The organism is Ruania alba, from assembly GCF_900105765.1.
Classification (GTDB): domain Bacteria; phylum Actinomycetota; class Actinomycetes; order Actinomycetales; family Beutenbergiaceae; genus Ruania; species Ruania alba.
The window spans coordinates 92,059-118,375 of sequence record NZ_FNTX01000002.1 but is presented as its reverse complement, the minus strand read 5'-3'; the positions used below and the strand labels follow the sequence as shown (position 1 = coordinate 118,375).

Sequence of the window (26,317 nt, the reverse complement as noted above, 5' to 3'; positions counted from 1 at the left end):
AGTGAGCTCCGCCCGGCTCGGTGCCGGTAGGCTCGGGCACCGTGAAGATCCTGCTGATCGGCTCCGGTGCCCGTGAACACGCTCTCGCCCGCAGCCTCGCCGCGGACCCCGAGACCACCTCGCTCATCGTCGCCCCGGGGAATCCCGGCACGGCGCAGATCGCGACCACCATGAGCGTCGATGCCAACTCGCCGGACGCCGTCGCTGATCTCGCTCGCGAGGTGCGAGCCGACCTCGTGGTGATCGGTCCCGAGGCACCCCTGGTGGCCGGGGTGGCGGACGCGGTCCGTGCGGCCGGGATTGCCGTGTTCGGGCCGAACGGTGACGCCGCCACGTTGGAGGGTTCGAAGGCCTTCGCCAAGGAGGTGATGGCCGCCGCCGCGGTGCCGACTGCGATGGCACATGTGTGCCGCACGATGGACGAGGTGACCTCGGCACTGGATGCGTTCGGTCCGCCCTACGTGGTCAAGGACGACGGGCTCGCCGCCGGCAAGGGCGTGGTGGTCACCGAGGACCGGCAGGCCGCGCTCGCCCACGCTCAGGCCTGCGTGGGCGACGATCGTGCCGGTGTGGTGATCGAGGAGTTCCTCGACGGGCCCGAGATCTCGCTGTTCTGTTTGGCCGACGGCGAGACGGTGGTTCCCTTGGCCCCGGCGCAGGACTTCAAGCGCCTTGGTGACGGGGACACCGGGCCGAACACCGGCGGGATGGGGGCCTACTCCCCGCTGCCCTGGGCGCCCGAGGACCTGGTGGACGAGGTGGTCGAGCGGGTCGCACTGCCGACTGTGCAGGAGCTCGCGCGGCGTGGAACACCGTTCGTGGGCCTGCTGTACTGCGGCCTCGCGCTGACCTCCCGCGGCCTGCGGGTGGTGGAGTTCAACGCCCGCTTCGGTGACCCGGAGACGCAGGTGGTGCTGGCACGGCTGGAGTCCTCCCTGGCGACCGCTCTGCACGCGGCGGCCACCGGCAGCCTCGCGCAGCTGCCGGAGCTGCGCTGGAGTTCCGGTGCGGCGGTCACCGTGGTGCTCGCTGCGCACGGGTACCCCGGCCAGGTGCGCAAGGGGGACGAGATCACCGGCACCGATGCCGCCGAGGAGCTGGCGGGCGTGCACGTGCTGCACGCGGGCACGGCCACGAACGACGGCGGAGCTCTAGTGGCCGCGGGTGGTCGCGTGTTGTCCGTGGTCGGCCAGGGTGAGGACATCTCCGCGGCCCGAGCGGCTGCGTACGCGGGAGTGGAACGGATCAGCCTCGAGGGTGGCCAGTACCGCACGGATATCGCGGCCCGGGTCTGAGGCTCCTGTTGCCTCAGTAGCCGCCGCCAGGCAGGCTCTACGAAGAATCCGTGCTGTCGAGTGAGCGACGGGCCTCTGCCACCAGGGGTTGCACGGCGGCGTGCCACTCGGCGAGGTCCTCGGACAGAGTCAGCCAGGTCTGCTCGCGGTCTATCTGGTCGTACTGGTGGATGATGAAGTTTCGGTTCGCGACGGCGAGTGGCCAATCCACCCCAGCGGGTGCGGTGACTCCGTGTCGGGCGAGGCGGTTCGCCGCTTCCCCCACCTTCATCATGAGGGAATCACCCGCTTCCTGCGTGAGCACGTCGGTGAGGTAGTGAGCTCTTCCTCGCGAGGTGATCTCGCGTGCGTGGGTGAGCCATGTATCGATGTGGACGAACTCCTTCGCCACGTGGAGTTCCATCAGAGCAGCACCGCTTCACGGCGGATGTCGTCGTCCAGTCGCGGTGCGAGGCCACCGTAGGGTATGAGGTCGATCTCGCGACCGAGGATCTGCTCGAGGATGCGCTTGAATCTGAGGAAGGCAAATGTCGACGTTCCTGGGGGCGCTTGAACGAGGAGGTCGATGTCGGAGTCCTGCCGTGCCTCGTGCCTCGCCGTTGAGCCGAACACGGCCAGCCGAGAGTACCCATGGTCGGTTGCGACCCGAACCAAGAGCGGAGCTGCGGCCTCTACGAGATCTTCCGGATGCACGTCGGTGAGCCCTGAACTCGCCCTGAGTTGTTGGCTGACTGCCGACTGGCTGATTCCGAGAGCCGCGGCAATCTCACGCTGGTTCATGCCGCTCGCAATGAGTGCTCGGAGGGCAAGTTGTCGTCGCAGCCGTGCGATTTCTTCCTCCCGCCGGGCGCCCTGATAGTCGGCCAACAGGCTCATAAGGGAACCTTATCATCCGTCAGGCCAAGGCACCAGCATCGAGAGCAACCATCACGGCGCCGCCGTGGGTACAGCGACGCAGCTCGATGCCCGGTTGCCGTCACACGAGCCGCGCGAACACGGCCGTGGTGCGTACCGGCGTGAACCCCACCGAGGAGTACAGCGCGTCCGCCCCCTGCGGGTTGGCCGAGTCCACCTCGAGCTCGACCAGGTCGAACTCGCCGGACTCGGCCGCGGCCACCAGCGACGCGTTCAGCACCGCACGGCCCAGACCTCGGCCGCGGGCGGCCGCGCGCGTGCCCACCAGGCCCACGTAGAGCTCGCGGTCCACCCACTGCTGCGTGGTCGTGTAGGCCAGCACCTGCCCGCCGTCGTCGAGCGCCACCCGTGAGTAGGCGGGGCGGAACGACCGACCCTCGCGCATCTCCCGCCAGTGCTCCGGAGTCGCCGGACCGCTGCCCCAGTGACTGGCGAAGGCGTCGTTGTGGGCCAGCCGGGTCGCCTCGTCCAGCTCGAGCGTCCACGGCGTCACCCGGGTATCGACCGGAGCCAGTGCGTCGCCCGGCAGGGGACGTTCCATAGAGGTGAAGTACCGGACCGGCTCGTACCCGCGTTCGCGTAGGAGTGGGCGCACCGGGTCGCTGTCCAGACCTCCGGAGGAGCGCAGCTGGATCGGTGCTCCCGGATGCCGTTCCCGGGCCAGGGCCTGTCCGCGCGGCTCCATCCGGTCGAACATCTCGGACGCGATCCCCTGCCCCCGATAGTCCGGGTGCACCCCACCGCCGATGGACGCCCGGGCATACCCCTCGGCGTGCGTGAGCGATCCGGGAACCCGCAGCTGGGCGTACGCCACGAGCAGGTCGCCGTCCCACACGGCGAGCGAGTCGTGGGCGGGGGAGAAGCCATGCTCGGTGAGCTCCTCGGCCAGGTCCTCGGCGTCGTAGAACTCCTCTGTCCCGTCCACCCGGGCGAGCAGGTTCGTCAGCTCGGCCCACGCCGTCACGGACTCGGGATCAAGGGTGCTCCAGCGCAGCGCCATCGGTCGGCCTTTCGGTGAGAGAGCGGTCACCGCTCACGATGGCCGACGGCGGCCGGTCACCTCAAGTCGATTTCGCACCCGTGCGGGTGCTGCGGCCAGGCGGCCGGGGTGTGCGGATCGAGGCGCGTGGGTGTTTCCCGGTGAGTGTGTGCCGTGCCTTCTTCGCCTCGGAGTCGGTGACGAGGAACGCGTTGATCCAGCGTGCCGACGGGTGGGCATCCACGAGGGCGGCCTTCGCGGCCAGGCTCAGCGGTACCGCGAGGATCGCGCCGAGCGGTCCGACTACCAGGGTCCAGAACGTCAAGGAGAGGAACGAGACCGCGGGGCTCAGGCCCACGGCATCGCCAGTGACCTTCGGCTGGATGATCGTCTGCACGGTGAAGTTCAGCACCGTGTACGCCACGATCACCCAGATCATGTCGGTGACACCCCCGTCCAGCAGGGCGATCAGGGCCGGTGGGATGAGGCCGAGCACGAAGCCGACGTTCGGGATGTAGTTCGTCACGAACGCCAGCACGCCCCACACGAACACCAGCGGGACACCGATGATCAGCAGGGCGATCACGTCCAGCACAGCGACGATGAGCCCGAACACGGTGGCGACCACCCAGTACTTGCGCACCCCGGCGAAGAAGTGCAGCATCGAGGCCGCCAGTTCTGGATGGCTGGCCCGGATCAGAGCCCATCGCGAGCGCACTGAGGTGGAGTCGATCGCCAGGAAGAACATCACTACGAGGATGATTAGCACCTGGCCGCCGGCCGCCGTCGTGCCCTCCACCACGGCACCGAGCAGCTGGGCCACCCGGTTCAGGTCGATCGAGCCCGCGAGCTGGACCAGTGCGGCGTTGTCCACGCCGAGCGTTTCCAGCCACTGCACGCCGTCGAGGTAGATCTGGCGCATGTCGGCGGCGTACTTCGGCAGCTCGAAGGCTGCCTGGGTGAGGGAGGAGACGGTTGCCAGCAGCAGCACGGTGAGTAGCACGTACAGCGACAGCAGCACCAGGATCGCGGCCAGCATCCGTGGCACCCGCCATCGCACCAGCATCCGCTGCAGCGGGCGTGCGGAGACCACGAGCGTGAAGGCGAAGAACGCCGGTGCCACGATCGAGGCAGCGAAGTGCAGCCCCACTGCCGCCACGGTCAGTCCCGCGAGCACGACGGCGGCGCTCGCCAACGAGGGGCGGCTCACCGGGGCGGGCGTCTCAGTCACCGGGTGCTCCGCTGGGCTGCAGCGACTCCACACCCTTGTTGGCGAGCTGGTCGGCACGCTCGTTACCCGGATCGCCGGAGTGACCCTTCACCCAGATCCACTGCACCGTGTGCCGGGCGACCTGCTCGTCCAACGCTCGCCAAAGGTCTTCGTTCTTCACCGGCTTCTTGGCGGCGGTCATCCACCCGTTGCGCTTCCAGCCGGGCAACCAGGACTTCATCCCGTTCATCACGTAGGAGGAGTCCACGTGCAGGGTGACCTCGCACGAGGTGTTCAGGGCCCGGAGCCCTTCGATCACCGCGGTGAGTTCCATCCGGTTGTTCGTGGTGGCCTCCTCGCCGCCGCACAGCTCCCGTTCGTGCCGGCCGGCGCGCATCCAGACGCCCCAGCCGCCCGGGCCGGGGTTGCCCTTGCAGGCGCCGTCGGTCCACATCTGCACGACGGGACGCTGCTGCGTGAGGGCCGGGTCGCCGTCCGGGGGATCGGCGGGCATCAGGCGTGGGCGAGCAGGGACTGCAGTGCCGAGCGGAAGAATCCGAGGCCGTCGGTGCCGGGTCCGAAGCCCTTCTCGACGGCGTGCTCCGGGTGCGGCATCAGCCCGACGACGTTGCCGCGGGCGTTGGTGATCCCGGCGATGTTCCGGCGGGAGCCGTTCGGGTTCCCCACGTACCGGAACACCACACGCCCTTCGCCCTCGAGCTCATCGAGCGTGTGCTCATCGGCGATGAACTGCCCGTCCTGGTTCTTCAGCGGGATGAGGATCTCCTGGCCCGCGCTGAACTGGTTCGACCACGCCGTATCGGCGTTCTCCACGCGCAGCACCTGGTCCTTGCACACGAAGGTGAGCTGGGTGTTCTTGACCATCGCCCCGGCAAGCAGGTGCGACTCGCACAGGATCTGGAACCCGTTGCAGATCCCGAGCACCGGCATCCCGGCGTTCGCGGCGTCCACGACCGTTCTCATGATCGGGGCGAACGCGGAGATGGCGCCAGCGCGCAGGTAGTCGCCGTAGGAGAACCCGCCCGGGAGCACCACCGCATCCACTCCGGCGAGGAAGTCGTCGGCGTGCCAGAGGCGCACCGGGTCCGCGCCGGCGAGCCGCACCGCACGTGCGGCGTCCCGGTCGTCCAGGCTTCCGGGGAAGGTGACCACACCGATGCGTGCCATCAGGACTCCTGCGCCCAGTGCACGGAGACGACATCCTCGATCACCGGGTTGGAGAGCACCTCCGTGGCGGCCTTGCGCGCCTGCTCGAGCGTCTCCTCGTCCGGTGCGCCGTCGACCTCCAGTTCGAAGCGCCGCCCCTGCCGCACCCCGGTGAACCCGGTGAAACCGAGGCGGGGAAGTGCACCCGCCACGGCCTTGCCCTGCGGGTCGAGGATCTCCGGCTTCGGCATGACCTCCACGACGACACGTGCCATCAGTGCGCAACTCCTGGGTGGGTGGCTAACGGAATGAGGTGATCCTACCGGCCGCCTGCGACATCAGCGTGCGAATCATCGGCCAGGGCGGCCTCGAGAGCCCCGAGCAGCGGGCGCGGGGCACGGTCGGGGCCGAGCGCGCGGGTCAGGTCGGCGGCGTAGGCGATCTTGCGCCCACTCTGCGTGCCGAGGAAGCGGTGCAGCTGGGCGGTGATCGGCCGCTCCCGCTGGGCCGGCTGGTGCGTGAAGGTGCGGAACGCCGCGAGATCACCGTTCTGTTCGAGCACTGCCAGCACGCCGTCCACGTCGAGGGCTCGGATGAGTTCGTCCTCCAGGTCCTCGGAGCACACGAAGAAGCCGCGCGCTTCCATGGCGGCCCGGTCGAGCTCGGCCGCACCCTCGCGGTCGGCCACCGCGCGGCTGTAGAACCCCGCTTCGGCGGCATCGCACAGGCCGGCGATCGTCAGTGCCCGACGACGGAGCCTGGCCTCCTGATGGACGGTGGTGCGCCCTGCCTGGGGCGCACCGGGGAGGTGGGCCGAGAGGAGGTGGTGAGCGACGCCGTCGGGGTGTGGTGCGTCGAGCAGGTCGGCGAGGGCGCGCCGGATGTTCGTCGCGCCTCCGATGGGGCGAATCAGGACGCCCGCGGCGCGCAGGTCGAGACCTCGACTGGACGCGAGGGCGAGCAGGGCGGCCTGGTCGCTGCGTCCCTCCACCAGCACCACGGCCCGCACGGCTGCGCCCCTCAGTCCCCGAAGGTCCGGCCGGTGATGCGCTCGTAGGCCTCGACATACCGTGCCCGGGTCCGGGCCACGACGTCCTCGGGCAGCGGGGGAGGAGGGGCATCGGAGGCCCGGTCCCAGCCGGAGGCCGGTGATGTCAGCCAGTCACGAACGAACTGCTTGTCGAAGCTGGGTTGCGAGCGGCCGGGTTCCCACTGGTCCGCGGGCCAGTACCGGGAGGAGTCGGGGGTGAGTACCTCGTCGCCCAGCACCAGGGCGCCGTCGGGTGCGGTACCGAACTCGAGCTTGGTATCGGCCAGGAGCACCCCGCGCTCCGCGGCCAGCCGCTCCGCGAACGCGTATACCTCGAGGGTGACCTCGCGCAGCCGGGCGGCGCTCTCGCGGCCGATCTGAGCGGCGACGTGGTCGAAGCTGACGTTCTCGTCGTGTTCACCCACCGCTGCCTTGGTGGCCGGGGTGAAGATGGGCTCGGGGAGCCGGGAGCCATCCTCCAAGCCGTCCGGCAGCGGCACACCGCACACGGCACCTTCGGTGCGGTACTCGGCCAGGCCGGAACCGGTGAGGTATCCGCGTGCCACGCACTCCACCGGGTACATCGTCAGCCGGCGGCAGATCATCGCTCGCCCGGCCACTGCGGCGGGCACGTCGAGCGAGACCACGTGGTTGTCCACGATCGAGGCGAGCTGGTCGAACCACCACAGGCTCAGCGCCGTCAGCACCACGCCCTTGTCCGGGATGGGGGTGGGCAGCACGTGGTCGTAGGCGCTCACCCGGTCGCTGGCCACCACCAGGACCACGTCCGCCGCGCCGCTGTCCGGCACGTACAGGTCGCGCACCTTGCCCGAGTACGTGTGCCGCCACCCGGGCAGCGTCGGGGCGGCGCCGTCGGGTGCAGTGTGCTCACTCACGGGTCTCAGTCTCCCATTCCACCAGTTGTGCAACTATCGACGGGCCTGAGCGTACTGGTGCCGAATATGGCACGTTTATGCTCAGGCCCGTCGATACCGTCGCGACCGACCGGCATAATCGGCACCGATGGACGATCCCGCCGCGCAGCGGCTCACCGACCGCATCGTGGCTGCCCTGTTCGAGGCGGCCGGCGACGACGCCACCGACGTGCACCTGGAGTGGTCCCAGGCAGGTACGCAGCACTCGGGTCGGGCCTACGCGGTCGTCGGTGGAGCCGCGCACTGGATCGAAGTGCCCACCGAGATCGCCCCAGACCTGCGGGCGCTCCGTGCCGCGACTGCGGACCGACGGGCCGGGGCGTGGCTCTCGGTGGAGATCGATGCCCAGCGTGGTGGCGACGTCCGCGTGAACCGCAATGATGATCGCCGGCCGTACTGGAACTCCACCACGGCCTCGATGCTGGACGCCCCGGCTGCCCCTCCGGTGCCGGACGAGCGGCGCTGGCTGGCCGACCTGCAGCGGTACCCGCGTGACCGCGCGCATCTGCCGGACTGGCTCAACCCCGGAGAGGTCGAGGGGGAAGCGGCGGCGCAGCTGCGCGCGGGCCTGGACGGAATTGGGGTGCCTCGCGGCGGAGTCGTGCTCCCCGGTGAGCATGCGCCGGACACCGAGCCACCCGAACCGCTGGAGGGCGCGGTCGAGGTGGTGCGGTACGGGGCCAGGCACTATGGCGTCCAGGTGGTCGACTACGGCCAGCACGTGCTGCTCGGTGAGTACTTCACCGAGCGGGCCGCCTGCGATGTGGTGTGGCAGTACGTCAGCGCGCCGCTGCCGGCACCGGTGCACGTACCGCATGCCGAACTCTCTGCCCGGGTGCAGGCCGCCCAGCAGGGGCTCGCCGAGCTGGGGCAGCGGGTGACGGCGGCCGGTCCAGGTGGCGTCATCACCAACCTGGCGACCGGGGTTCCGTACGACCGGATCGGCACGGTGGACGGGTTGTACTTCTTCGTCTGGGGCACAGCCTGGGAGCAACGGTCGCTACCGCCGTCGGCGCGTGGCCCCGGGGCACAGCAGGAGGTGTTCGTGGCCGCTCGCGAGGTGGAGGTGCAGGCAGAGATCGCCCCGGCGTGGTTCGGGCAGCCCGGCGGCGGCTTGCGATTCCACGTCGAACCCCCGGCCCGTGGGGTGCGGGACCTGGTCCGCGCGGGGGTGCTGCAGCGCGTGGTGGTCACGTGACCTTGATGAGAATGGTTCTGATTACTGCTACCGTTGGGTGATAGGTCCGAACGGAAAGGAGCGGGCTGCCACCGTGGCGGCCCCATCACGCATGACTCTCAGCACTCGCCCACGCGGCGCCCGATACCTGGCGCTCCTTGGCGCCCTCCCCCTCGTGCTCGCAGCCTGCGGTAGCGACGCCGGAGCCGGCTCCGATACTGCCGAGCCCACCGACGAGCCGACCGTCGAAGAGACGATGGCTGCCCCCACGGAGGAGGCCTCGGTCTCACCGCGGATCGTCATCACCTACGACGGCGGCGTGCAGGTGCTCGACGCCACCACCCTCGAGCTCGTCTCCGACCTCCCACTGGAGGGGTTCAACCGCCTCAACGCCGCCGGAGACGGCCGACACGTGCTCGTCTCCACCACCGGGGGCTTCCAGGTGCTCGATGCGGGTACCTGGGCCGAGCCGCACGGCGACCATGGACACTTCTATACGGCTGAACCCATGCTCACCGACGTGATCTTTGCCGCGGAGAAGCCGGGGCACGTCGTGGTGCACGAAGGTCGCACCGCACTTTTCGATGACGGCACCGGCAACATCGTGGTGCAGGACTCCGACACGATCGGCGAGGGCGTGGCCGACGATGCGCGCGAGCTGGCACTGCCGGCCGCGCACCACGGGGTGGCCGTCGAGCTCATGGACGGCTCGTTGCTGGTGACCGACGGTACTGAGGACGAGCGGTCCGGGGTGCGGGTGCTCGATGCCGACGGCGAGGAGATCGCCGCCACGGACGACTGCCCCGGCGTGCACGGAGAGGCCACCGCTGCCGACGAGGCCGTGGTGATCGGGTGCGAGGACGGTGTGGTGATCTATGCCGACGGCGAGCTGACCAAGGTCGACAGCCCGGACGACTACGGCCGTATCGGCAACCAGGCGGGCACCGAAGAGTCCCCGATCGTGCTCGGCGACTACAAGGTGGACCCGGACGCCGAACTCGAACGCCCGACGCGGATCTCCTTGATCGACACCCGGAACGGTGAGCTCCAGCTCGTCGATCTGCCCTCCTCCTACACGTTCCGCTCGATCGCCCGAGGCGACGACGGCGAAGCACTGGTGCTCGGCACCGACGGGTCGTTGCACGTGATCGACCCGGAGTCCGGTGAGCTGGTCCGCTCGATCGAGATCATGGACGCATGGGAAGAGTCCGAGGTCTGGCAGGACCCGCGCCCGGCGATCCGTGTGCTCGATGGCACCGCCTACGTGACCGACCCCGCCACCAACGAGATCCACGCCGTGGACATCGAGACCGGTGAGGTGTGGAATACGGCCTCCCTCGAGGTGACTCCGAACGAGATCGCCCTCGCCTCCGGTGACCTGCCGCACGAGCATGGCGAGGGTGCTGAGGAGGGTCACGACCACGAGGATGAGGCCGACCATGAGGATGAGGTGGATCATGAGGATGAGGCCGACCATGAGGATGAGGGCCACGAGGGTCACGACCACTGAGCGCGGGGACGCATGAGAACACAGCACCACAGCATGAGGCGACGGACGGCCACGAAGGTACGGGCCGCCGTCGCCGGCCTGGCCGGGTTGTCCTTGACGGCATCTCTTGCCGCCTGCGAGTCCGGCAGCGAGGAGACTGGCTCGGCCGACGGCGTGACGGTGCTGGCCGCGTTCTATCCGTTGCAGTTCGTCTCCGAGCGCGTCGCCGGCGAGGAGGCGAGCGTCACCAGCCTCACCCCGCCGGGCGCTGATCCGCACAGTCTCGAGCTGGCGCCGGTGCAAGTGGCCGAGTTGGCCGACGCCGATCTGGTGATCTACAGCTCCGGGCTGCAGCCCGCTGTCGACGATGCGGTGGCCAGCCAACCACCGCCGCGACTGGTAGACGCCTGGGACGCCGCCGGGATCGAGGCTGATCTGCTGGTCGAGGACCCGCACTTCTGGCTGGACCCCACACTCCTGGGACCGGTGGCCGGGGCAGTGGCCGACGAGCTCGCCGCAGCTGATCCGGACAACGCCGACGCATACCAGGCGCGGGCCGAGGAGCTGACGGCCGAGCTGGACGCGCTCGACCAGCAGTACGCCGACGGGCTGGCCGGATGCTCCGATGCGATGCTGATCACCGCACACGAGGCATTCGGCTACCTCGCCGACAAGTACCACCTGCGCCAGGAAGGAATCGCCGGGATCGACCCGGAGGTGGAGGCCTCACCGGCCCGCATGCGTGAGGTGGCGGACCTGGTGGCCGAGTACGGCGTCCAGACACTCTTCTTCGAGACCATCACCGCCCCGGACGTGACCGAGGCGCTCGCGGAGGAGGCCGGAGTCGAGACCGCTGTGCTCGACCCGTTGGAGAGCGAGCCAAACGAGGGCGACTATTTCACCACGATGCAGGCCAATCTCGAGGCGCTCGAGAACGGGTTGGTCTGCGACTGACCTGAGCGTCGACGGTCCGGGAGTTCTTGCGGTTCGTGTGCCGCGGCTGGGACTACCGGAGCCGTTCGGCGATCTCCGCGGCGGTGAGGCTCTCGATGTGCTGGCTGATGATCCAGACGTGACCCGAGGGGTCCCGAAAGCGACCTTCGCGCCGTCCGTAGTGTCGGTCATCGATCGGGATGACGACGTGCGCACCGTTGGCGACCATCTGTGCGCCGACCGCGTCGGCGTCATCGACGGTCAGCGTGAGAAGTAGCGCAGTTCCGCCGAGTGCTCGGGGTGAGAGGTTCATGTGGCCGTCGTGCTCGGTGAGGGAAAGGACGTCGTCGCCGAACTGGACCTCGGCATGCACGATCATGCCGGAGGGTTCGGCGAACCTGACCAGTTCAGTTCCACCGAGGGCTGCGGTGTAGAAGTCGATGGCGGCAGCGGCGTTGTCGACGACGAGCCGTGGATAGATCGATGTGGTTGACATGCGGCCCACTGTCGCCGACGTCGTGAGGTCAGGTCTTGTAGATCTTGTCGGTGTCCACGTGGTTGAGCGAGCCGGAGGCGCTGCCGAGCAACTGGGACGGGAGCACGCCCGCGAAGTGCCCGAACTCGCGCGTGAGGTGCGCCTGGTCGGCGTAGCCGAGCTCTGCCGCGATGGTGGCGAGCGATGGCGGCTGCGGTTGCCTGATCGCTTCGACCGTACGACTGAACCGACGAATGCGTTCATAGTGCTTCGGACCGACGCCGACCGTTCGCCGGAACTGCGGGACGAGACGCCGCCGGTCCTCACCCAGCCATGCGGCCACGGCGCCCGCTCCGCGGCCGGCCCGGATCGCCCGTTCCGCAGCGAGCACCGTGGGGGTGACGCGCTCGGGCTGTAGCCGCTGCAACAGCTCGGCCTCGAGGAGGTCCAACGCTGCGTCGGCACGAAGCTCAGCCATGCGGTCCGGCAGGCTCGCCAGCGCCCACACCGATCTGAGAGTGATCGTGATATCGGTCAACTCCTCGCTCGGGACCGCCACGAACGGCTCCGCGCCGCCGGCACGGAACGCTGCACCGACGGTCACGCGATCGCCACGGCGAATGATATCGACGCTCTTCGACGTTGGTCCGATCATCACGCTGTCCGCGTGCCCTGCCGAGATGATGAGCTGTGCACGCCCGGTGGGCAAGATCCGCTCACGTACCTCCGTGGCACCCGGTGCCGGGCCAGTCCACCACAGCCGGTCCACCAACGGCTTGAGCAGCGCGTGGCGAACGGGGCGCGAGAGCAGTGGCATCGTGCTCGACGATAGCCCCCACTGTCCCTGCGGTGCAGTGGGAAACGACGTGGTGACATCGAGGCGGTATCGTCCCGGTCGACCGTGGGCGCCCCGCGCCCAGCAGACCTGCCGCCGGAGCGCCCCCATGACCACCCTGCCCGTGCCACCGGACGACACCACGCTGCGAGCGTGGCTCACGATCGCCGTCGAGGAGGCCCGTGCCGGGCTCGCCGAGGGTGGGGTGCCGATCGGTGCCGTGCTCATCTCCGCCGACGGCGAGGTGCTCGGCCGCGGCCACAACCGCCGCATCCAGGACGGCGACCCCTCCGCGCACGGGGAGACCGATGCCTTCCGCAATGCCGGCCGGCAGCGCACCTACCGCGGCACCACGATGGTCACCACGCTCTCGCCTTGCTGGTACTGCACCGGCCTGATCCGCCAGTTCGGGATCTCCCGGGTGGTGGTGGGCGAGTCCACCACCTTCACCGGCGGGCACGGTGACCTCGAGAAGCTCGGCGTCGAGGTGATCGTGCTCGAGGACGCCGAGTGCATCGCGATGATGCGCACGTTCATCGCCGATCACCCGGACATCTGGAACGAGGACATCGGCGAATGAGCGAGCCCACGCCGAAGGCGGCTGGAGAGGCCGAGGTGAGCTCCGCCGTCGTGGATCCCGACTACCCCGTGCAGCCGGTGCCACCCGGCGCGCGCAAGTCGCTGTTCTCCCTCTCGATCGTGCTCCTCGGGTTCACCTTCTTCACTCCCACCATGCTCGCCGGCGCGCAGGTGGGCGCCGCGTTCGAGTTCTGGCCGCTGATGGGGGTGCTGCTGCTCGGATCCGTGATCCTCGGCGTGTACGTAGCCGTGATCGGTGGGATCGGCGCGTCCACCGGGCTGACCACGGTGATGATGTGCCGGTACGCCTTCGGCCGCCGCGGCTCGATCCTCACCTCGCTGCTGCTCGGCGGCACCCAGGTGGGTTGGTACGGCGTCACCGTGGCCACGCTCGCCCAGCTGATCGCGCAGGCGGCCGGGTGGGAGTCCGACCTCGTGGTCCGCTTGCTGATGGTCGCCGGTGGCCTGGCGATGGGGGCGACGGCGTACTTCGGCTATCGAGGGATGTACGCCCTGTCCGTGGTGTCCGTGCCACTGCTCCTGGTGCTCGCCGCCTGGGTGACGATCCGTTCGTTCGCTGAGACCGACGGTCTGAGCGGCATGCTGGCGCAACGCCCGACGGCGTCCATGGGGGTGGCCGCGGCGGTCACCATCATCGTGGGGACGTTCGTCTCCGGTGGGACGCAGGCACCGAACTGGACTCGGTTCGCGCGCACCCCGCGGCAGGGTTTTGGTGCCGCGGCAGTGGCCTTCCTGATCGGGAACATGCTGATGCTGTTCTTCGGCGCGATCGGCGCCCTCGCGTTCGGTCAGGCCGACTTCGTGATGGTGCTCTTCGACCTGGGGCTCGTGGTGTGGGGCGTGGTGTTCCTGATCGGGAACCTGTGGACCACCAACGACAACACCGCCTACAACTTCGGCGTGGCCGGGGCGGAGATCGCGAACTCGCCCTCGAAGAAGCCGTTCGTGATCGGCGGGGTCGTCATCGGGACGCTGCTCGCGGTGACCGGGATCTACGACTCGTTGCCCGCCTTCCTCGGCTGGCTCGGCATCCTCATCCCGCCGGTCGGTGGCGTGCTGATCGGGGAGTGGTGGAGCCGCTGGCGTGGTGGAGTGCCGGAGTCGGCCACTCGGGTCGGCGCGGTGCGCTGGGAGAACGTGGCGGCCTACGCCGTCGGGTCCCTGGTGGCTTGGGGCACCGGCGAGCTGGCCTGGGGGATCCCGCCGGTGAACGGGATCGTGGTGGCGTTGCTGGCGGCGGTGGTTGCTGGGCGGCTGGTGAAGGGAACCGGGCCGCGGTAGGTGCCGTTCGTCGTCGCCTTGCCTGGGCTGAGGCGACGAGAGGTGGCGCCTACTCGTCCGGGCAGCCGCGGTAGGTGCCATCCGTCGTCGCTGTCCTCACTCTGAGCCGACGAGAAGTGGCGCCTACCTTCTGGCCGCGCAGCGTGAGGGACGCCGTCGCTTGGGCTGGTCAGCCCTGCCGGGCCTTGAGCCGCGGGTTCTTCTTGTTGATCACGTAGGTCTTGCCGCGGCGGCGGACCACGATCGATCCGGGCTGGTTCTTCAACGAGCGCAATGACGCACGAACCTTCATGAGTTCTCCATTCGTGTGGCGGTCGGGCAACGTTGTGGTCGGTTCCGGATCGGGATGCGGCCACAACGCTGCCCACGGGGATGGGGGATTACCAACTGGACTTGGTGATCCCAGGTAGCTCCCCGCGCAGCGCCATCTCGCGCAGCCGCACCCGGGAGAGTCCGAACTTGCGCAGGTGCCCGCGGGGGCGGCCATCGGCGACGTCACGGTTGCGGACGCGGGTGGGGCTCGCATTCCGAGGGAGCTTGTGCAGCGCACGCATGGCCGCCTCGCGCTCCTCGGCGCTGCGGTGCGGGTCCACCGACGCCTTCTTCAGCTCGGCGCGGATCTCCGCGAACCGGGCCACCGTGTCCTGGCGTTGCAGGTTCTTCGCGATCTTGGATGCCTTGGCCATCAGCGGATCTCCTTGAACTCGACGTGTCGGCGCACCCGCGGGTCGTACTTCATCAGGACCAGGCGGTCAGGTGAGTTCCGCCGGTTCTTTTCGGTGATGTAGCGGTATCCGGTCCCGGCGGTGGACTGGATCACCACCTTCGGGCGGACGTCAGCGGACTTCTTCGCCATCAGATCTGCTCTCCTCGTGCTCGGATCCGCACGATCGCGGCCTCGATGCCGATCGTGTCGATGGTCTTGATCGCGCGGGTGCTCAGCCGTAGCCGCACGCGGCGGCCGAGGGACGGTACCCAATAGGTGCGCCGTTGGATGTTCGGGTTGAACCGACGTGAGGTGCGCCGGTGGGAGTGGGAGATGGTGTTGCCGAACTTCGGTTCGGCGCCGGTGAGTTGGCAGTGAGCGGACATAGAAGCATAATAGGAATCATTCTCACTAATGTCACATCGAGAGGATCAGATGTCCGCCGCCGCCCCCTCCCAGACTCGACCCGTGGCCGTACTTGCCACCATCAACCCGATCGACCGGGAGGTGGCGCTCCTGAGCGCCCTCACGGACCGGTCCGATGTCGTCGCGGTCGTGCACGACATCGAGCTGGGCGCTCACGGTGCCCGGCTGCGTCGGCGATTGCTGAGCGGCACCGAGACGCTCGAGGACGTCCAGGTCGACCTCGATCACGTGTGCCCCTCCTGCGCCGTCCGGGAGGACGCCGGCCCCACGGTGGCGCACCTGCTGGAGGATCCGCGCTGGGCGGGGGTGGTGCTCGCACTGCCGCCCGGCGCCGAACTGCTCCCTGCGACGGCGGGACTCACCGCAGCCCTCGGCGAGCTCGGCGGGCCTGGGGTGCTGGCCGCAGGAATCGCGTACGTCTCGGCTGAACTGTTGCCCGGCGCTGTCCTTGGTGACAGCGATGCGAGCGCCGGCGATGCGGCGATTGCCCCGGGAGACGATCGCGCGCTCGCCGAAATCGTGCTCGGACAAATGCCTCCGGCCGACCTCGTGGTCCTCGACGGCGGAGCGACCGGTCGAGTACGAGACCTTGCCGACGCCGTCCGTCGCCCAGGATCGGAGCTCGTCACCGACGCTCACAGTGACTGGCTCAGCCGAGCATTCGCGCTCCGGCACTCGCTCGCCCACGCGGAGGCGCACCTGCATGCCACCAGCGCTGCCCCGGGGGTCGGCGCCGGGTCGGTGCGGCCCGACGAGCACGGCTGGCAGGCGGCCGACTCCGATGTCTGGGCGCTCGACCTGCACACGTCGGCGGCCCTGCACCCGGCCCGGCTGATCGAGGCGATCGACCTGGTGGCCAGTGGCGCGCGGGTGGTGTGGGGCAGGTTCTGGGTCCCCAACCGACCGGACTCGGTGTGCGGGTTGTACGGAGGCGGACGCCAGGTCTCGGTCGGGGTTGCCGACCACTGGGGCGGGGCCGAGCCGAGCACCCGATGGCTCGTGGTGGGCGCCGGCTCGGGCCGGGAGGACGTGCTCGCCGCGTTCCAGCGAGCCGTGCTCACCCCGGCGGAGCAGGACGAGGGCTTGCTGCCCTGGCTCGGGCGCATGGACCCTCTGGAGCCGTACCTTGGTGCACGTTCGGCGACCCATCTGGCGTGACCGCACTCGATCCGCCTGGCGGGACCGCACTCGACCCGCCGCGTGACCGCACTCGAACCCACCTGGCGTGACCGCACTCGACCCGCCGCGAGTGCGGGCGATCTCGCCTATATCTCGCTAGGTGAGCGAGAAGGGCCGCACTCGCGGGTTAGGGCAGGGGGGTGACGGTGCCGCTGAAGTGGCGCTTGCCGGACTTCTGGTTCCACCCCAGGTACTGCACGGCCTCGCCGTCGGGGCGCAACGCGAGCGCGACCTTCGAGGGCAGCAGCACCGGTTTCGCGAAGGTGACGTCCCAGGTGAACGCCTCCGCCCGGGAGACCCGGCTCGCCCCGACGGCGGCCAGAGCCCGGGCGGCGGTGTACATTCCGTGCGCGATCGCCCGCGGGAAGCCGAAGGCCTTCGCCGTCAGGGCGCTCAGGTGGATGGGGTTGCGGTCGCCGGAGACCTGCGCGTACCGCCGTCCGGTGTCCTTGGCCAGATTCCAGACGGCGGCCGGTTGCCCCACGTCCGTGCCCCACGGGTCCTCGCGAGGTTCCGTCTCCAGCAGCGCCAGGCCGGGCAGCTGACGTCCCTTCGCCAGGTAGGTGGACCGTCCGGTCCAGGCGGGGTCACCGTCGTCGGGCCGGCTGGCCTCGACGACCAGGTCCACCTGGGTGCCGGCCTTGTGCGCACGCAGCCCCTCCGCCCACGCGCGCACCGTGAGTGCCTCACCCACATGGATCGGGTTGCGCTGCTCCACCCGGTTCGCGATGTGCACCATCCCGAGCAGCGGCAGCGGGAAGTCCTCCCGTGCCATCACGGCCATGGCCAGGCCGAACGCTGTCACATGGACGAACCCGGCCGGCAGCACGTCGGTGCCCGGTTCGCCGAGCAGGTGCTGGTAGGCGGTGAGCCGCTCCGCATCGGGGCGGACGTCCTCCACCCGATAGGTCACCTCGGGCAGCGTGGTCGCCTTGTCGCCCGGGGCCCGGACCATCAGCCGCGCCGACTTCGCCAGCGCATTCGCATACAAGCCGCCCAGCGCCGGTACCTCGGGGAGGGTCTGCTCGCGCTCGTGGGTGCTCATTATTGGCCCACCAGATTCTGTCCGCACACGCGCAGCACCTCTCCGTTGATCCCGCCTGCCTGAGGGGAGAGCAGGAAGGTGATCGTCTCGGCCACGTCCACCGGTTGTCCCCCCTGCTGCAGGGAGTTCGCCCGGCGCGCGACCTGCCGGGGCACCGGCGGGATCTTCGCGGTCATCTCGGTCTCGATGAACCCCGGGGCCACCGCGTTCGCGGTCCCGCCCTGCTCGGCGAGCCGCGGCGCGAGCGCCCGGGTCATCCCGATCACGGCGGCCTTGGTATAGCCGTAGTTCGTCTGGCCGCGGTTACCGGCGATACCCGAGGTCGAGGCGAGCGAGACCAGCCTCAGCCCGTCCGGTGCCAGCCCGTCCGCGCTCAGCAGCGCCTCGTTCATCCGCAGCTGCGCAGCGATGTTCACCGCCACCACCGCGTCCCACTTCTCCGCGGTCATGTTGGCGAGCAGCTTGTCCCGCAGCACACCCGCGTTGTGCACGACGGCGTCCAGTCGCCCGTGCCGGGACCGCGCCAGATCGATCACTCGCTGGGCGGCATCGTCGGCGGTGATGTCCAGCTGCAAGGCGGTACCGCCCACCTCGTTCATCACCTGCGCCAGCTGCTCACCTGCCGCGGGTACGTCCACGCCGATCACCTCGGCGCCGTCGCGATGCAGGGTGCGCGCGATGGCGGCACCGATCCCGCGCGCGGCGCCGGTCACCACGGCGACCCGCCCGGCCAGGGAACGGGTCCAGTCACCGGGGACCTCGCCGTCGGTGGTGGTGACGTGCACGAACTGACCGGACACGAATGCCGACCGAGCCGAGAGGAGGAACCGTACGGCCCCGGTGACGCTCGGGGAGCCGGGCGTGACGCCGTCGGAGAGCACGATGCCGTTGCCGGTGGCGCCGGCGCGCAGCTCCTTGGCGAGCGATCGGGTGAAGCCGTCCACCCCGTGGCGGGCGGCGGCAACGGCCGGATCGTCGGTGTCCGCAGCCGGCCGGGAGAGGACGATCACGCGTCCGCTCGGGGCGAGGGAGCGCAGCGCCTCCCCGAGCTCGAGCACCCGCTCGCCGACCTGTTCCGGATGCTCGATATCGGTCAGGGTCAGCACGATCGCGCCGAGCGTGCGGTTCGGCAGGGTGCGGTGCACGTCCAGGTCCCAGGCCAACAGGGTCTGCGCCAGGGAGTCTGCGACCGTGTCGTCCGGGCCCGAGCCCAGCAGCAGGACCGGGCCGGGTAGGAGTGGGTGGTCCACGGCGCTCGGGTCGGTACGTCGCAGCTCCGCCGGCCGCGGCAGGCCGAGCTTCTTGGCCACGTCCTTGGTGATGCCGGAGTTGACCAGGTTCAAATAGGTGTCACTCACGCGAGCTCCTCTCAGGCCTCAAGAATCATGGCAACGGCCTGACCGCCGGCGGCGCACACCGAGATCAGCCCACGGACCGGCTCGCCTGAGCCGGACTTCTTGCGCTCGTGCAGCAGCGTCGCCAGGGTCCCCACGATGCGCGCACCGGTCGCGGCGAACGGGTGGCCGGCGGCCAGTGACGAGCCCGCCACGTTCAGCCGGGACCGATCGACCTCACCGAGCGCCGGCATACCGAGCTTGCGGGTGCAGAAGTCCTCGTCCGCCCAGGCGGCCATGGTGCTGAGCACGGTCGCGGCGAATGCCTCGTGGATCTCCACGAACGCGAAGTCGTCCAGCGTCAGGCCTTGGCGGGCGAGCAGGCGCGGTACGGCGTAGGCCCCCGCCATCAGCAGGCCCTCCTCGCCCCGGGCGAAGTCCACGGCGGCCGCCTCCGCGTCCACCACGTGCGCCAGCACCGGCAGCCCCCGCTGCTCAGCCCAGTCGTCGGTACCGAGCAGCACGGCGGCGGCGCCGTCGGACAGTGGTGTGGCGTTCCCTGCCGTGATCGTGGCGTCGGCGGAGTCCTTGCCGAAGACGGGTGAGAGCTTCGCGAGCTTCTCGGCGGTGGTGTCCGCGCGCAGCGTCTCGTCCCGGATCAGTCCGCGATAGGGCGTGATGAGGGTGTCGAACAGGCCGTCGGCGTAGGCGCGGGCGAGATTGTGGTGCGACTGGAGCGCGATCTCGTCCTGCGCTTCACGGGTGATGCCCCACTGCCGTGTGGTGATCGCCTGGTGCTCACCCATGGACAGACCGGTGCGCGGCTCGTTCACGCTCGGCGCCACCGGTGCCAGGTCGCCGGGTCGCAGCGCTGAGAGCAGGGCCAGTCGCTTGCCGATCGTCTTCGCGCGGGTGAGCTTGATCAGGGTGGAACGGAGGCGGTCGCTGACCACGACGGGGGCGTCCGAGGTGGAGTCCACGCCGCCGGCGACGCCTGCGTCGATCTGCCCGAGGGCGATCTTGTTGGCGATCGCGGTGACAGTCTCCACGCTCGTGCCGCAGGCGCGCTGGACGTCGAAGGCGGGGGTGTGCGGGTCCAGTCCGGAGCTCAGGACGGCCTCGCGGGTGAGGTTGAAGTCCCGCGAGTGCTTCAGCACTGCACCGGCGGAGACATCCCCCAGGCGCTCGCCCTGCAGTCCGAAGCGTGCGACCAGGCCGGTGAGGGTGGCGGTGAGCATGTCCAGGTTCGAGGCGGAGGCGTATGCCCCGCCTGCCTTGCCGAAGGGGATGCGGTTGGCGCCGATGACGGCGGCCCGCGGGGGTGGTGCGGAGACGTTGCCGTTGCTGGTGGGCGTCGATGCCATGGGATGTCCTCGCGATAGGGGTCAGACGGATGTGGAGGAGCCTGCCGACGATCCTGCGGATGTGACGAGCAGGTGTCTAGAACTGATAGTACCTGATACTCTCAGTCCGTGAGTAGGGTCACAGCAGCTGCCGACGGCGGCACCGCGCGGCGCGGCGAGCGTCTCGGTGCGGTGCGCCCGGATCAGCGCGGCCCAGTGCCGACTCCACCCGCGCCGGAGAACCGGGACGCAACGGACGAACCGCCGGCACCGACGGACGGACGTTCCCGCCGATGGGACTCCCACCGCGCCGAACGACGCCGTGCGCTCGCCCGGGCCGCCCGGCGCGCCATCCACCATGAGGGCCCGGACCTGTCCATGGATGAGCTCGCCACCGCGATGGAGACGTCCAAGTCGATCGTCTACCGGTACTTCACCGACAAGGCCGGCCTGCAGGCCGCCGTCGGCGAGCTCGTGCTGGAAGAGATGTCTGACGGCTTCGAGGCGGCAGCCCACACCGACGGCGACCCCCATGCCCGGCTGCGCGCCATGGTCGGGGTGTACACCTCGATGATCGTGCGGAGCCCGCACGTGTACCGGTTCGTCACGCGCACCGAGGGTGCCGACGTCCCTGATCTCTCCGGCTTCCAGACCACGATCACCCGCTACGTCGAGACACCGCTGCGTGAGGCCCTCGACGACTCCGACGCCAGCAGCCGTCTGGTGGCGGGTTGGGCCGCCGGCGTCGTCGGTTTCGTGCGCGGAGTGGGCGACGTCTGGCTGGGAGCAGATCCCGGCACCAATCCCTCGGCCGAGACCATGGCCGACCTTGTCACCGACTGGCTCTGGTACGGCGCCGGAGCCGCCACCCCGACACCCTCACGGGAGCACACATGAGTACCACCACCCGCACGGCCGCGGCAGACCTCACCCTGGACACGTCCGCCGTGGCCGACCTGATCGACGGACGCTGGGGCGAGTACCGCCGCGAGGTCCGCGACGTTCTCCTGGACGACCGGCTGCGCCGGACCGAGGGGCTCGATGTGGACGCCCATCGTGCGCGGGTGCTCGAGCAGGCCCGCCAGCTCGTGGAGATCGGCGTCGTGAATCGCGCCTTCCCCGAGCGCCTTGGCGGCGGTCAGGACCCGGGCGGCAACCTGGCCGGGTTCGAAGAGCTGGTGGTGGCCGACCCCTCCCTGCAGATCAAGTGCGGGGTGCAGTGGGGCCTCTTCGGTGCGGCGATCCTGCACCTGGGCACTGACAGTCACCACGACCGGTTCCTGCCGGGGGCGATGAGCCTGGACGTGCCTGGATGCTTCGCGATGACCGAGACCGGGCACGGCAGTGACGTCGCCGCGATCGGCACCACCGCCACCTACGACCCGGCCACGCAGGAGTTCGAGATCCACACCCCGTTCCGCGGGGCCTGGAAGGACTACATCGGCAACGCCGCTGATCACGGGACGGCCGCCGTCGTGTTCGCCCAGCTCATCACCGGTGGCGTGAACCACGGCGTGCACGCCTTCTACGTGCCCATCCGCGAGGCTCAGGCGGACGGCACCGCCGGCCCGTTCCTGACCGGCGTAACCGGAGAGGACGACGGCATCAAGGGCGGCCTGAACGGGGTCGACAACGGCCGGCTCGCCTTCGACCACGTCCGCGTGCCGCGAGAGAACCTGCTGAACCGGTACGGCGACGTCGCCGCCGACGGCACCTACAGTTCCCCGATCGAGAGCCCCGGGCGCCGCTTCTTCACCATGCTCGGCACCCTGGTGCAGGGGCGCGTCTCCCTCGGTGGTTCGGCCGTGGTGGTCGCCAAGATGGCCCTGGCGACGGCCATCCGCTACGGCAACGAACGCCGTCAGTTCGCCGGTGCCGACTCCGACACCGAGACCGTGCTGCTGGACTATCAACAGCACCAGCGCCGGCTCCTGCCGTTGCTCGCGCGGGTGTACGCGGCGCAGTTCATGCACAACCAGCTCGGCCAGCGCTTCCACGAGGTCTTCTCCGGTGATCACGACAACGACGGCGATCGCGAGGATTTGGAGACCCTCGCCGCGGCGTCGAAGCCGCTGAGCACCTGGCTCGCGATGGACACCATCCAGACCAGCCGGGAGGCGTGCGGCGGCGCCGGCTATCTCGCCGAGAACAAGTTCGTCACCTGGCACCAGGACATGGATGTCTACACCACCTTCGAGGGTGACAACCACGTGCTGCTCCAGCTCGTCGGCAAGCGGCTGCTCACCGACTACGGCCGTGAGATGGCGACCATGGACGTCGGCGGAGCGGTGCGGTGGGTGGCCGACCGAGCAGTGGACATGACCCTGCACCGCACCCCGCTGCGCCGGGCCGCACAGTCCATCCAGGACTGGGGATCCCGTGCCAGGTCAGCAGGAGAGCTGCGCGATGCCGACGTGCAGCGCGAACTGCTCGAGGATCGCGTGGAATCGATGGTGGAGGAGATCGCGCTCGCGCTGCGCGCCGCCAAGGACGCACCGCAGGATGTGGCGCACGCCCTGTTCAACTCGCACCAGCACGACCTGATCGAGGCGGCCCGGGCGCACGGGGAGCTGCTGCAGTGGGAGGCGTTCACCGAAGCGGTCGAGTCGGTCGCCGACCCGGACACCCGCAAGGTGCTCACCTGGCTGCGGGACCTGTTCGGCCTGGTGACGATCGAGAAGAACCTCTCCTGGTACCTCATCAACGGGCGCATCTCGGCCCAGCGGGCCCGTACCGTGACCTCCTACATCAACCGGCTGCTGCCCCGGCTTCGCGCGCACGCACTTGGCCTGGTGGAGGCCTTCGGTTACACGGACAAGCACATCGGCGCCGTGATCGGCACCGGTGTCGAGGCGCAGCGGCAGCGGGAGGCGCAGGATCACCTGCGGCGGCGGCGCGCGGCCGGGGACGAGCCGGTCAGCGAGAAGGACCTGAAGAAGAAGTCGACCGCCTGACCGAATCGACGGGCATGCGTCGAGCCTCGGCCCCATGGCGCGCGGCTCGACGCATGGCCGTCGACCTGGTCACTGCGCGTGTCGCAGATTCTGCCGATGGGCCTCGTGCAACCAGGGATCGGCGTGACGCAGGCGTGGGTCGGAGCCCGGTGCGGTCAGCGAGTCCAGATACGCCCGGTCGGCGGCGAGTCGTGCCATGGGGGAGTCGGCGGTACCGGCATGGGCGATCCTGCCGTGACCGGGGATCAGCACCTGCGCCTGTTCCACCAGCGGTGCGAGCAGGTCCAGCCCGGCCCGGTACTCCGCCAGCGTGCTGGTCTCCAGCAGCGGGATCTCGACGTCGGAGAGCATGTCCCCGGCGATGAGCACCTCCGATCCCGGCAGCCACAGGGCGCTGTGCCCGGGCGCGTGCGCCTGGTGCGTGAGCACCTGGACCTCCGGCCCGGGCCAGGGCAACCGGTCGCCGTCGTGGGCCTGCACCTGACCGGCGAGGGCGAGCAGGTCGGGCGGCAGCTCGAGGGCAGCGCGGATCTCGGTGAGGTGCGCGGCGGCGGTGCGGGCCGCCGTCGGGCTGGTGAGCCGGGATGCGTTGCCGAAGCGCGGGTGCCAGAGCACGTGGTCGTGGTGGGCGTGGGTGGACCAGCCGAGGGTCGGGGTGAGGTCGTGCTCGGCGAGCAGGTCGGCGAGGTGGTCCAGCTCGTCCGCGTGCCAGGCCGGGTCCACCACGACGGCGGAGGTCCCGTGCCGTAGCACGGTGGAGGTGGTGCGCATGGTGCGAGACGTGTGGACGAGCACGTCCGGCGCGGGCTCGGTGACGGTCACCTGGTGAGTGTGGCATTGCACACGTCATGACCGGCTCACCGCGATCTCTGGTTAGGCTTGCCTTAGTCGATGAGAGGGAGGTTGGTCATGCCCAAGAAGGTGGCGCAACGAGCCGAAGTAGTGACGGCCGAGCGGATCACTCCGCACATGGTGCGCATCGTGCTCTCCGCGCCGGGCGGGGGCCCGCTGGAGACCGACCCGGCCGGCTATACCGACACCTATGTGAAGGTCGTCCTGCCGCGACCGGGGACCGGTGTGCAGGAGCCGTTCGACATCGACGAGGTGAAGGAGCGACTCTCGGGCGAGGACTGGCCGGTGAACCGTACCTACACGATCCGCGCCTGGGACCCCAAGAGTGGGCACGCCACGATCGACTTCGTGGTGCACGGTGACGAGGGGATCGCCGGCCCGTGGGCGGCGCGGGCGCAGCCGGGGGACCTTGTCCAGCTACTCGGCCCGGGCCGGGGGTATGCCCCGAATCCGGAGGCCGGCTGGCACTTGCTGGTCGGCGACGAGAGCGCACTCCCGGCGATCGCCGCCACGGTGGAAGCGATGCCCGAAGGGGCGCAGGTGCGTGCCTTCATCGAGGTGGCCGATCCGAGCGAGGAGCAGGCGCTGCTGACCGTGGCCCATGCGCAGGTGACCTGGATCCACCGGTCGGCGGCCGACGATGGCGCGGAGCCGGGCGAGGCGCTCGTGCAGGCGGTGCGGGGGCTGCGCTTCCCACCGGGCCGCGTCCATGCCTTCGTGCACGGCGACGCCGGTGTGGTCAAGCAGCTGCGCGCGCTGCTGCGGTTCGAGCGGGAGGTGCCGAAGGAGGATCTGCACGCCTCGGGCTACTGGAAGCGCGGCACCAACGACGACCAGTGGCGTGCCGTGAAGCGTCAGTGGGTCGCGCAGATGGAGGCCGAGGAGGAGGCCCGCAACTCCTGACCTGGGTCTACGCCCGCCCCGCCCCACCCACGCCCCACGACCCGCCCCCACCCGCGCCCCTACCCCCAGCGTCGAACGCAACCTTGTGCGGCGTTTCTCGCGAGAAACGCCGCACAAGGTTGCGCTCGGCAGGCGGGGTGTGTTGCTCCTCGACCTCGAGTTCGAATGTATGTTCGAATAGCGGTATGCGATGGGACGGTCAGCAAGCCACCGACGCCGGCGCGCTGCTCCCGCTGCGCGGGCTGATCCGCAGCATCACCACCCCGGAGTTCGCCGGCGTCACGTTCCACGAGGTGCTCTGCAAGAGTGCCCTGAACAAGGTTCCCGGCGGGTCGAACATGCCGTTCACCTGGACGATCAACACCACGCGTGGCTGTTTGCATCAGTGCTCCTACTGCTTCGCGCGCAAGACCCACGAGTATCTCGACCTGGACTCCGGCGCGGACTTCGACACCCAGATCGTGGTGAAGACGAACGTGGCCGAGGTGCTGGCCGCCGAGGTCGCGAAACCGTCCTGGCGGCGCGAGCACGTGGCCCTGGGCACGAACTCCGATCCGTACATGCGCGCCGAGGGGCGCTACCGGCTGATGCCGGGGGTGATCCAGGCGCTGACGGCGTCCCGCACCCCGTTCTCCATCCTCACCAAGGGTCCGTTGCTGCGGCGGGACCTGCCGCTGATCAGCGCCGCCGCCGAACGGGTCGATGTGGGTATCGGCGTCTCGCTCGCGTTCACCGATCCGCAGTTGCAGCAGCGCGTCGAGCCCGGGACCCCGACCCCGAAGGCGCGTCTGGACCTGATCCGTGCTGTGGCCGACGCCGGGCTGCAGCCGACGGTGATGGCGATGCCGATCCTGCCGTGGCTGACCGATTCGACCGAGCACCTGGACGAACTGTTCGGCGCCATCCGCGAGGCTGGCGGTACCTGGGTGACCGCCGGTCCGCTGCATTTGCGACCCGGCGCTCGCGAGTGGTTCATGGCCTGGCTGGCCCGCGAGTATCCCGCGCTGGTGCCCAAGTACCGGGCGCTCTTCGGCCGTGGGTCGTACACGAGCACCGAGTACCGCGAGTGGCTCTCCGGCCGCGTGCGTGAGATGCGCCGTCAGCACGGGTTTGTGCGGGAGGAGACCCAGGGTGGGGCGAGGTGGACCCTACGCACGGATCCGGACGCTGTCGGGGATCCACCGGCGCCGGCTGCGCTGGCGCGGGCCGACCCGCGGCCCGCGCAGACGGCCCTGTTCTGACCAGGCCGGGTGC

At 69.8% G+C, this 26,317-nt stretch carries 30 protein-coding genes; 11 read left to right on the top strand and 19 right to left on the bottom strand.

Features of this window, described 5'->3' with window-relative positions; genetic code table 11:
• Nucleotides 1-41: 41 nt before the first annotated feature.
• Nucleotides 42-1,295 (top strand): phosphoribosylamine--glycine ligase, encoded by a 1,254-nt coding sequence (purD, locus tag BLU77_RS11050; RefSeq protein WP_089775651.1) that lies wholly within the window; start codon nt 42-44, stop codon nt 1,293-1,295.
• 37 nt (nt 1,296-1,332) lie between these two features.
• Here the strand turns inward: purD and BLU77_RS11045 are convergent, their stop codons facing one another.
• The 9 genes from BLU77_RS11045 to BLU77_RS11005 all read right to left on the bottom strand — a co-directional run bounded on the left by BLU77_RS11045 (nt 1,333) and on the right by BLU77_RS11005 (nt 7,492).
• Complete coding sequence (locus BLU77_RS11045; RefSeq protein ID WP_089773227.1) at nt 1,333-1,698, bottom strand: HepT-like ribonuclease domain-containing protein; 366 nt, start codon at nt 1,696-1,698, stop codon at nt 1,333-1,335.
• Nucleotides 1,698-2,171 (bottom strand): nucleotidyltransferase domain-containing protein, encoded by a 474-nt coding sequence (locus BLU77_RS11040; RefSeq protein WP_089773226.1) that lies wholly within the window; start codon nt 2,169-2,171, stop codon nt 1,698-1,700. Before BLU77_RS11040 ends, BLU77_RS11045 begins: the two co-directional genes overlap by 1 nt.
• A 100-nt stretch (nt 2,172-2,271) precedes the next feature.
• Nucleotides 2,272-3,210, bottom strand: coding sequence for a GNAT family N-acetyltransferase (locus tag BLU77_RS11035; protein ID WP_089773225.1), 939 nt, complete (start codon nt 3,208-3,210; stop codon nt 2,272-2,274).
• A 61-nt stretch (nt 3,211-3,271) separates the two neighbouring features.
• Nucleotides 3,272-4,420: an AI-2E family transporter gene (locus tag BLU77_RS11030; RefSeq protein ID WP_175477055.1), complete on the bottom strand. Its 1,149-nt coding sequence runs from the start codon at nt 4,418-4,420 to the stop codon at nt 3,272-3,274.
• Nucleotides 4,413-4,913 carry a ribonuclease HI gene (gene rnhA, locus BLU77_RS11025; RefSeq protein WP_245708819.1) on the bottom strand — a complete coding sequence of 167 codons (501 nt, stop codon included), beginning with the start codon at nt 4,911-4,913 and terminating at the stop codon, nt 4,413-4,415. Before rnhA ends, BLU77_RS11030 begins: the two co-directional genes overlap by 8 nt.
• Nucleotides 4,913-5,587, bottom strand: coding sequence for a phosphoribosylformylglycinamidine synthase subunit PurQ (gene purQ / locus BLU77_RS11020; protein WP_089773223.1), 675 nt, complete (start codon nt 5,585-5,587; stop codon nt 4,913-4,915). Before purQ ends, rnhA begins: the two co-directional genes overlap by 1 nt.
• Nucleotides 5,587-5,841: a phosphoribosylformylglycinamidine synthase subunit PurS gene (gene purS, locus BLU77_RS11015; RefSeq protein ID WP_089773222.1), complete on the bottom strand. Its 255-nt coding sequence runs from the start codon at nt 5,839-5,841 to the stop codon at nt 5,587-5,589. Before purS ends, purQ begins: the two co-directional genes overlap by 1 nt.
• 44 nt (nt 5,842-5,885) lie before the next feature.
• Nucleotides 5,886-6,575: a TOPRIM nucleotidyl transferase/hydrolase domain-containing protein gene (locus tag BLU77_RS11010; protein WP_089773221.1), complete on the bottom strand. Its 690-nt coding sequence runs from the start codon at nt 6,573-6,575 to the stop codon at nt 5,886-5,888.
• 11 nt (nt 6,576-6,586) lie between these two features.
• Nucleotides 6,587-7,492 (bottom strand): phosphoribosylaminoimidazolesuccinocarboxamide synthase, encoded by a 906-nt coding sequence (locus BLU77_RS11005; RefSeq protein ID WP_175477054.1) that lies wholly within the window; start codon nt 7,490-7,492, stop codon nt 6,587-6,589.
• A gap of 127 nt (nt 7,493-7,619) precedes the next feature.
• Here BLU77_RS11005 and BLU77_RS11000 point away from each other — a divergent pair, with 127 nt between their 5' ends.
• From BLU77_RS11000 to BLU77_RS10990, 3 genes are all read left to right on the top strand, one after another.
• The gene (locus tag BLU77_RS11000; RefSeq protein WP_089773220.1) at nt 7,620-8,729 is read left to right on the top strand and encodes a TNT domain-containing protein; all 1,110 of its coding nucleotides are present in this window, start codon (nt 7,620-7,622) and stop codon (nt 8,727-8,729) included.
• Nucleotides 8,730-8,820: 91 nt separating this feature from the next.
• Nucleotides 8,821-10,218, top strand: a complete 1,398-nt coding sequence (aztD, locus tag BLU77_RS10995) for a zinc metallochaperone AztD (RefSeq protein WP_089773219.1) — start codon at nt 8,821-8,823, stop codon at nt 10,216-10,218.
• Nucleotides 10,219-10,251: 33 nt separating this feature from the next.
• Nucleotides 10,252-11,151, top strand: coding sequence for a metal ABC transporter substrate-binding protein (locus BLU77_RS10990; protein WP_089773218.1), 900 nt, complete (start codon nt 10,252-10,254; stop codon nt 11,149-11,151).
• A gap of 52 nt (nt 11,152-11,203) precedes the next feature.
• On the opposite strand, the gene BLU77_RS10985 is transcribed toward BLU77_RS10990, so the two are convergent.
• Together BLU77_RS10985 and BLU77_RS10980 are read right to left on the bottom strand one after the other, a co-directional pair.
• Nucleotides 11,204-11,626: a VOC family protein gene (locus BLU77_RS10985; protein WP_089773217.1), complete on the bottom strand. Its 423-nt coding sequence runs from the start codon at nt 11,624-11,626 to the stop codon at nt 11,204-11,206.
• A 28-nt stretch (nt 11,627-11,654) separates the two neighbouring features.
• The gene (locus BLU77_RS10980) at nt 11,655-12,422 is read right to left on the bottom strand and encodes a helix-turn-helix domain-containing protein (RefSeq protein WP_175477053.1); all 768 of its coding nucleotides are present in this window, start codon (nt 12,420-12,422) and stop codon (nt 11,655-11,657) included.
• A gap of 127 nt (nt 12,423-12,549) precedes the next feature.
• On the opposite strand from BLU77_RS10980, the gene BLU77_RS10975 reads away from it, so the two are divergent.
• On the top strand, nt 12,550-13,020 hold the full coding sequence (locus BLU77_RS10975) for a nucleoside deaminase (protein ID WP_089773216.1): 471 nt from the start codon (nt 12,550-12,552) through the stop codon (nt 13,018-13,020).
• On the top strand, nt 13,017-14,321 hold the full coding sequence (gene codB, locus BLU77_RS10970) for a cytosine permease (RefSeq protein ID WP_089773215.1): 1,305 nt from the start codon (nt 13,017-13,019) through the stop codon (nt 14,319-14,321). The genes BLU77_RS10975 and codB overlap by 4 nt, the downstream gene beginning before the upstream one ends.
• A gap of 169 nt (nt 14,322-14,490) precedes the next feature.
• On the opposite strand, the gene ykgO is transcribed toward codB, so the two are convergent.
• From ykgO to rpmB, 4 genes are all read right to left on the bottom strand, one after another.
• Nucleotides 14,491-14,613 (bottom strand): type B 50S ribosomal protein L36, encoded by a 123-nt coding sequence (gene ykgO, locus BLU77_RS10965; protein WP_089773214.1) that lies wholly within the window; start codon nt 14,611-14,613, stop codon nt 14,491-14,493.
• 88 nt (nt 14,614-14,701) lie between these two features.
• Nucleotides 14,702-15,007 (bottom strand): 30S ribosomal protein S14, encoded by a 306-nt coding sequence (gene rpsN / locus BLU77_RS10960; protein ID WP_089773213.1) that lies wholly within the window; start codon nt 15,005-15,007, stop codon nt 14,702-14,704.
• Nucleotides 15,007-15,177, bottom strand: coding sequence for a 50S ribosomal protein L33 (rpmG, locus tag BLU77_RS10955; protein WP_089773212.1), 171 nt, complete (start codon nt 15,175-15,177; stop codon nt 15,007-15,009). Before rpmG ends, rpsN begins: the two co-directional genes overlap by 1 nt.
• Nucleotides 15,177-15,413 carry a 50S ribosomal protein L28 gene (gene rpmB / locus BLU77_RS10950; protein WP_089773211.1) on the bottom strand — a complete coding sequence of 79 codons (237 nt, stop codon included), beginning with the start codon at nt 15,411-15,413 and terminating at the stop codon, nt 15,177-15,179. Before rpmB ends, rpmG begins: the two co-directional genes overlap by 1 nt.
• A gap of 82 nt (nt 15,414-15,495) precedes the next feature.
• Here rpmB and BLU77_RS10945 point away from each other — a divergent pair, with 82 nt between their 5' ends.
• Nucleotides 15,496-16,611, top strand: a complete 1,116-nt coding sequence (locus tag BLU77_RS10945) for a CobW family GTP-binding protein (protein ID WP_139177740.1) — start codon at nt 15,496-15,498, stop codon at nt 16,609-16,611.
• Between the two features lie 148 nt (nt 16,612-16,759).
• Here the strand turns inward: BLU77_RS10945 and BLU77_RS10940 are convergent, their stop codons facing one another.
• The 3 genes from BLU77_RS10940 to BLU77_RS10930 are packed head-to-tail and all read right to left on the bottom strand — an operon-like array spanning nt 16,760 to nt 20,375.
• Nucleotides 16,760-17,677 carry a MaoC/PaaZ C-terminal domain-containing protein gene (locus BLU77_RS10940; protein ID WP_089773209.1) on the bottom strand — a complete coding sequence of 306 codons (918 nt, stop codon included), beginning with the start codon at nt 17,675-17,677 and terminating at the stop codon, nt 16,760-16,762.
• The gene (locus tag BLU77_RS10935) at nt 17,677-19,035 is read right to left on the bottom strand and encodes a 3-oxoacyl-ACP reductase (RefSeq protein ID WP_089773208.1); all 1,359 of its coding nucleotides are present in this window, start codon (nt 19,033-19,035) and stop codon (nt 17,677-17,679) included. The genes BLU77_RS10940 and BLU77_RS10935 overlap by 1 nt, the downstream gene beginning before the upstream one ends.
• 11 nt (nt 19,036-19,046) lie before the next feature.
• Nucleotides 19,047-20,375: an acetyl-CoA C-acetyltransferase gene (locus tag BLU77_RS10930; protein WP_089773207.1), complete on the bottom strand. Its 1,329-nt coding sequence runs from the start codon at nt 20,373-20,375 to the stop codon at nt 19,047-19,049.
• 108 nt (nt 20,376-20,483) lie between these two features.
• On the opposite strand from BLU77_RS10930, the gene BLU77_RS10925 reads away from it, so the two are divergent.
• Both BLU77_RS10925 and BLU77_RS10920 read left to right on the top strand, forming a co-directional pair.
• Nucleotides 20,484-21,251 (top strand): TetR/AcrR family transcriptional regulator, encoded by a 768-nt coding sequence (locus BLU77_RS10925; RefSeq protein WP_245708818.1) that lies wholly within the window; start codon nt 20,484-20,486, stop codon nt 21,249-21,251.
• On the top strand, nt 21,248-23,308 hold the full coding sequence (locus BLU77_RS10920; RefSeq protein ID WP_089773206.1) for an acyl-CoA dehydrogenase family protein: 2,061 nt from the start codon (nt 21,248-21,250) through the stop codon (nt 23,306-23,308). The genes BLU77_RS10925 and BLU77_RS10920 overlap by 4 nt, the downstream gene beginning before the upstream one ends.
• Nucleotides 23,309-23,377: 69 nt before the next feature.
• Here the strand turns inward: BLU77_RS10920 and BLU77_RS10915 are convergent, their stop codons facing one another.
• A complete protein-coding gene (locus tag BLU77_RS10915; RefSeq protein WP_089773205.1) occupies nt 23,378-24,130 on the bottom strand; it encodes an MBL fold metallo-hydrolase in 753 nt (250 codons plus the stop codon).
• An 87-nt stretch (nt 24,131-24,217) separates the two neighbouring features.
• On the opposite strand from BLU77_RS10915, the gene BLU77_RS10910 reads away from it, so the two are divergent.
• Together BLU77_RS10910 and BLU77_RS10905 are read left to right on the top strand one after the other, a co-directional pair.
• Entirely contained in the window at nt 24,218-25,063 is an 846-nt protein-coding gene (locus BLU77_RS10910) for a siderophore-interacting protein (RefSeq protein WP_089773204.1), read from the top strand.
• A gap of 185 nt (nt 25,064-25,248) precedes the next feature.
• Nucleotides 25,249-26,304: an Rv2578c family radical SAM protein gene (locus BLU77_RS10905; protein WP_089773203.1), complete on the top strand. Its 1,056-nt coding sequence runs from the start codon at nt 25,249-25,251 to the stop codon at nt 26,302-26,304.
• The last annotated feature ends 13 nt before the right edge of the window (nt 26,305-26,317 follow it).

Bases quoted from the DNA above. Each gene is read 5' to 3' on its own strand.
- codB (WP_089773215.1), top strand. From the start codon at position 13,017: ATGAGCGAGCCCACGCCGAAGGCGGCTGGAGAGGCCGAGGTGAGCTCC.
- BLU77_RS10985 (WP_089773217.1), bottom strand. From the start codon at position 11,626: ATGTCAACCACATCGATCTATCCACGGCTCGTCGTCGACAACGCCGCT.
- BLU77_RS10980 (WP_175477053.1), bottom strand. From the start codon at position 12,422: ATGCCACTGCTCTCGCGCCCCGTTCGCCACGCGCTGCTCAAGCCGTTG.
- BLU77_RS10920 (WP_089773206.1), top strand. From the start codon at position 21,248: ATGAGTACCACCACCCGCACGGCCGCGGCAGACCTCACCCTGGACACG.
- BLU77_RS10940 (WP_089773209.1), bottom strand. From the start codon at position 17,677: ATGAGCACCCACGAGCGCGAGCAGACCCTCCCCGAGGTACCGGCGCTG.
- ykgO (WP_089773214.1), bottom strand. From the start codon at position 14,613: ATGAAGGTTCGTGCGTCATTGCGCTCGTTGAAGAACCAGCCCGGATCG.
- BLU77_RS10990 (WP_089773218.1), top strand. From the start codon at position 10,252: ATGAGGCGACGGACGGCCACGAAGGTACGGGCCGCCGTCGCCGGCCTG.
- BLU77_RS10905 (WP_089773203.1), top strand. From the start codon at position 25,249: ATGCGATGGGACGGTCAGCAAGCCACCGACGCCGGCGCGCTGCTCCCG.
- BLU77_RS10975 (WP_089773216.1), top strand. From the start codon at position 12,550: ATGACCACCCTGCCCGTGCCACCGGACGACACCACGCTGCGAGCGTGG.
- BLU77_RS11000 (WP_089773220.1), top strand. From the start codon at position 7,620: ATGGACGATCCCGCCGCGCAGCGGCTCACCGACCGCATCGTGGCTGCC.
- rpmG (WP_089773212.1), bottom strand. From the start codon at position 15,177: ATGGCGAAGAAGTCCGCTGACGTCCGCCCGAAGGTGGTGATCCAGTCC.
- rnhA (WP_245708819.1), bottom strand. From the start codon at position 4,913: ATGCCCGCCGATCCCCCGGACGGCGACCCGGCCCTCACGCAGCAGCGT.
- BLU77_RS11035 (WP_089773225.1), bottom strand. From the start codon at position 3,210: ATGGCGCTGCGCTGGAGCACCCTTGATCCCGAGTCCGTGACGGCGTGG.
- purQ (WP_089773223.1), bottom strand. From the start codon at position 5,587: ATGGCACGCATCGGTGTGGTCACCTTCCCCGGAAGCCTGGACGACCGG.
- BLU77_RS11045 (WP_089773227.1), bottom strand. From the start codon at position 1,698: ATGGAACTCCACGTGGCGAAGGAGTTCGTCCACATCGATACATGGCTC.
- BLU77_RS10930 (WP_089773207.1), bottom strand. From the start codon at position 20,375: ATGGCATCGACGCCCACCAGCAACGGCAACGTCTCCGCACCACCCCCG.
- rpmB (WP_089773211.1), bottom strand. From the start codon at position 15,413: ATGTCCGCTCACTGCCAACTCACCGGCGCCGAACCGAAGTTCGGCAAC.
- BLU77_RS11040 (WP_089773226.1), bottom strand. From the start codon at position 2,171: ATGAGCCTGTTGGCCGACTATCAGGGCGCCCGGCGGGAGGAAGAAATC.
- purS (WP_089773222.1), bottom strand. From the start codon at position 5,841: ATGGCACGTGTCGTCGTGGAGGTCATGCCGAAGCCGGAGATCCTCGAC.
- BLU77_RS10910 (WP_089773204.1), top strand. From the start codon at position 24,218: ATGCCCAAGAAGGTGGCGCAACGAGCCGAAGTAGTGACGGCCGAGCGG.
- aztD (WP_089773219.1), top strand. From the start codon at position 8,821: ATGACTCTCAGCACTCGCCCACGCGGCGCCCGATACCTGGCGCTCCTT.
- rpsN (WP_089773213.1), bottom strand. From the start codon at position 15,007: ATGGCCAAGGCATCCAAGATCGCGAAGAACCTGCAACGCCAGGACACG.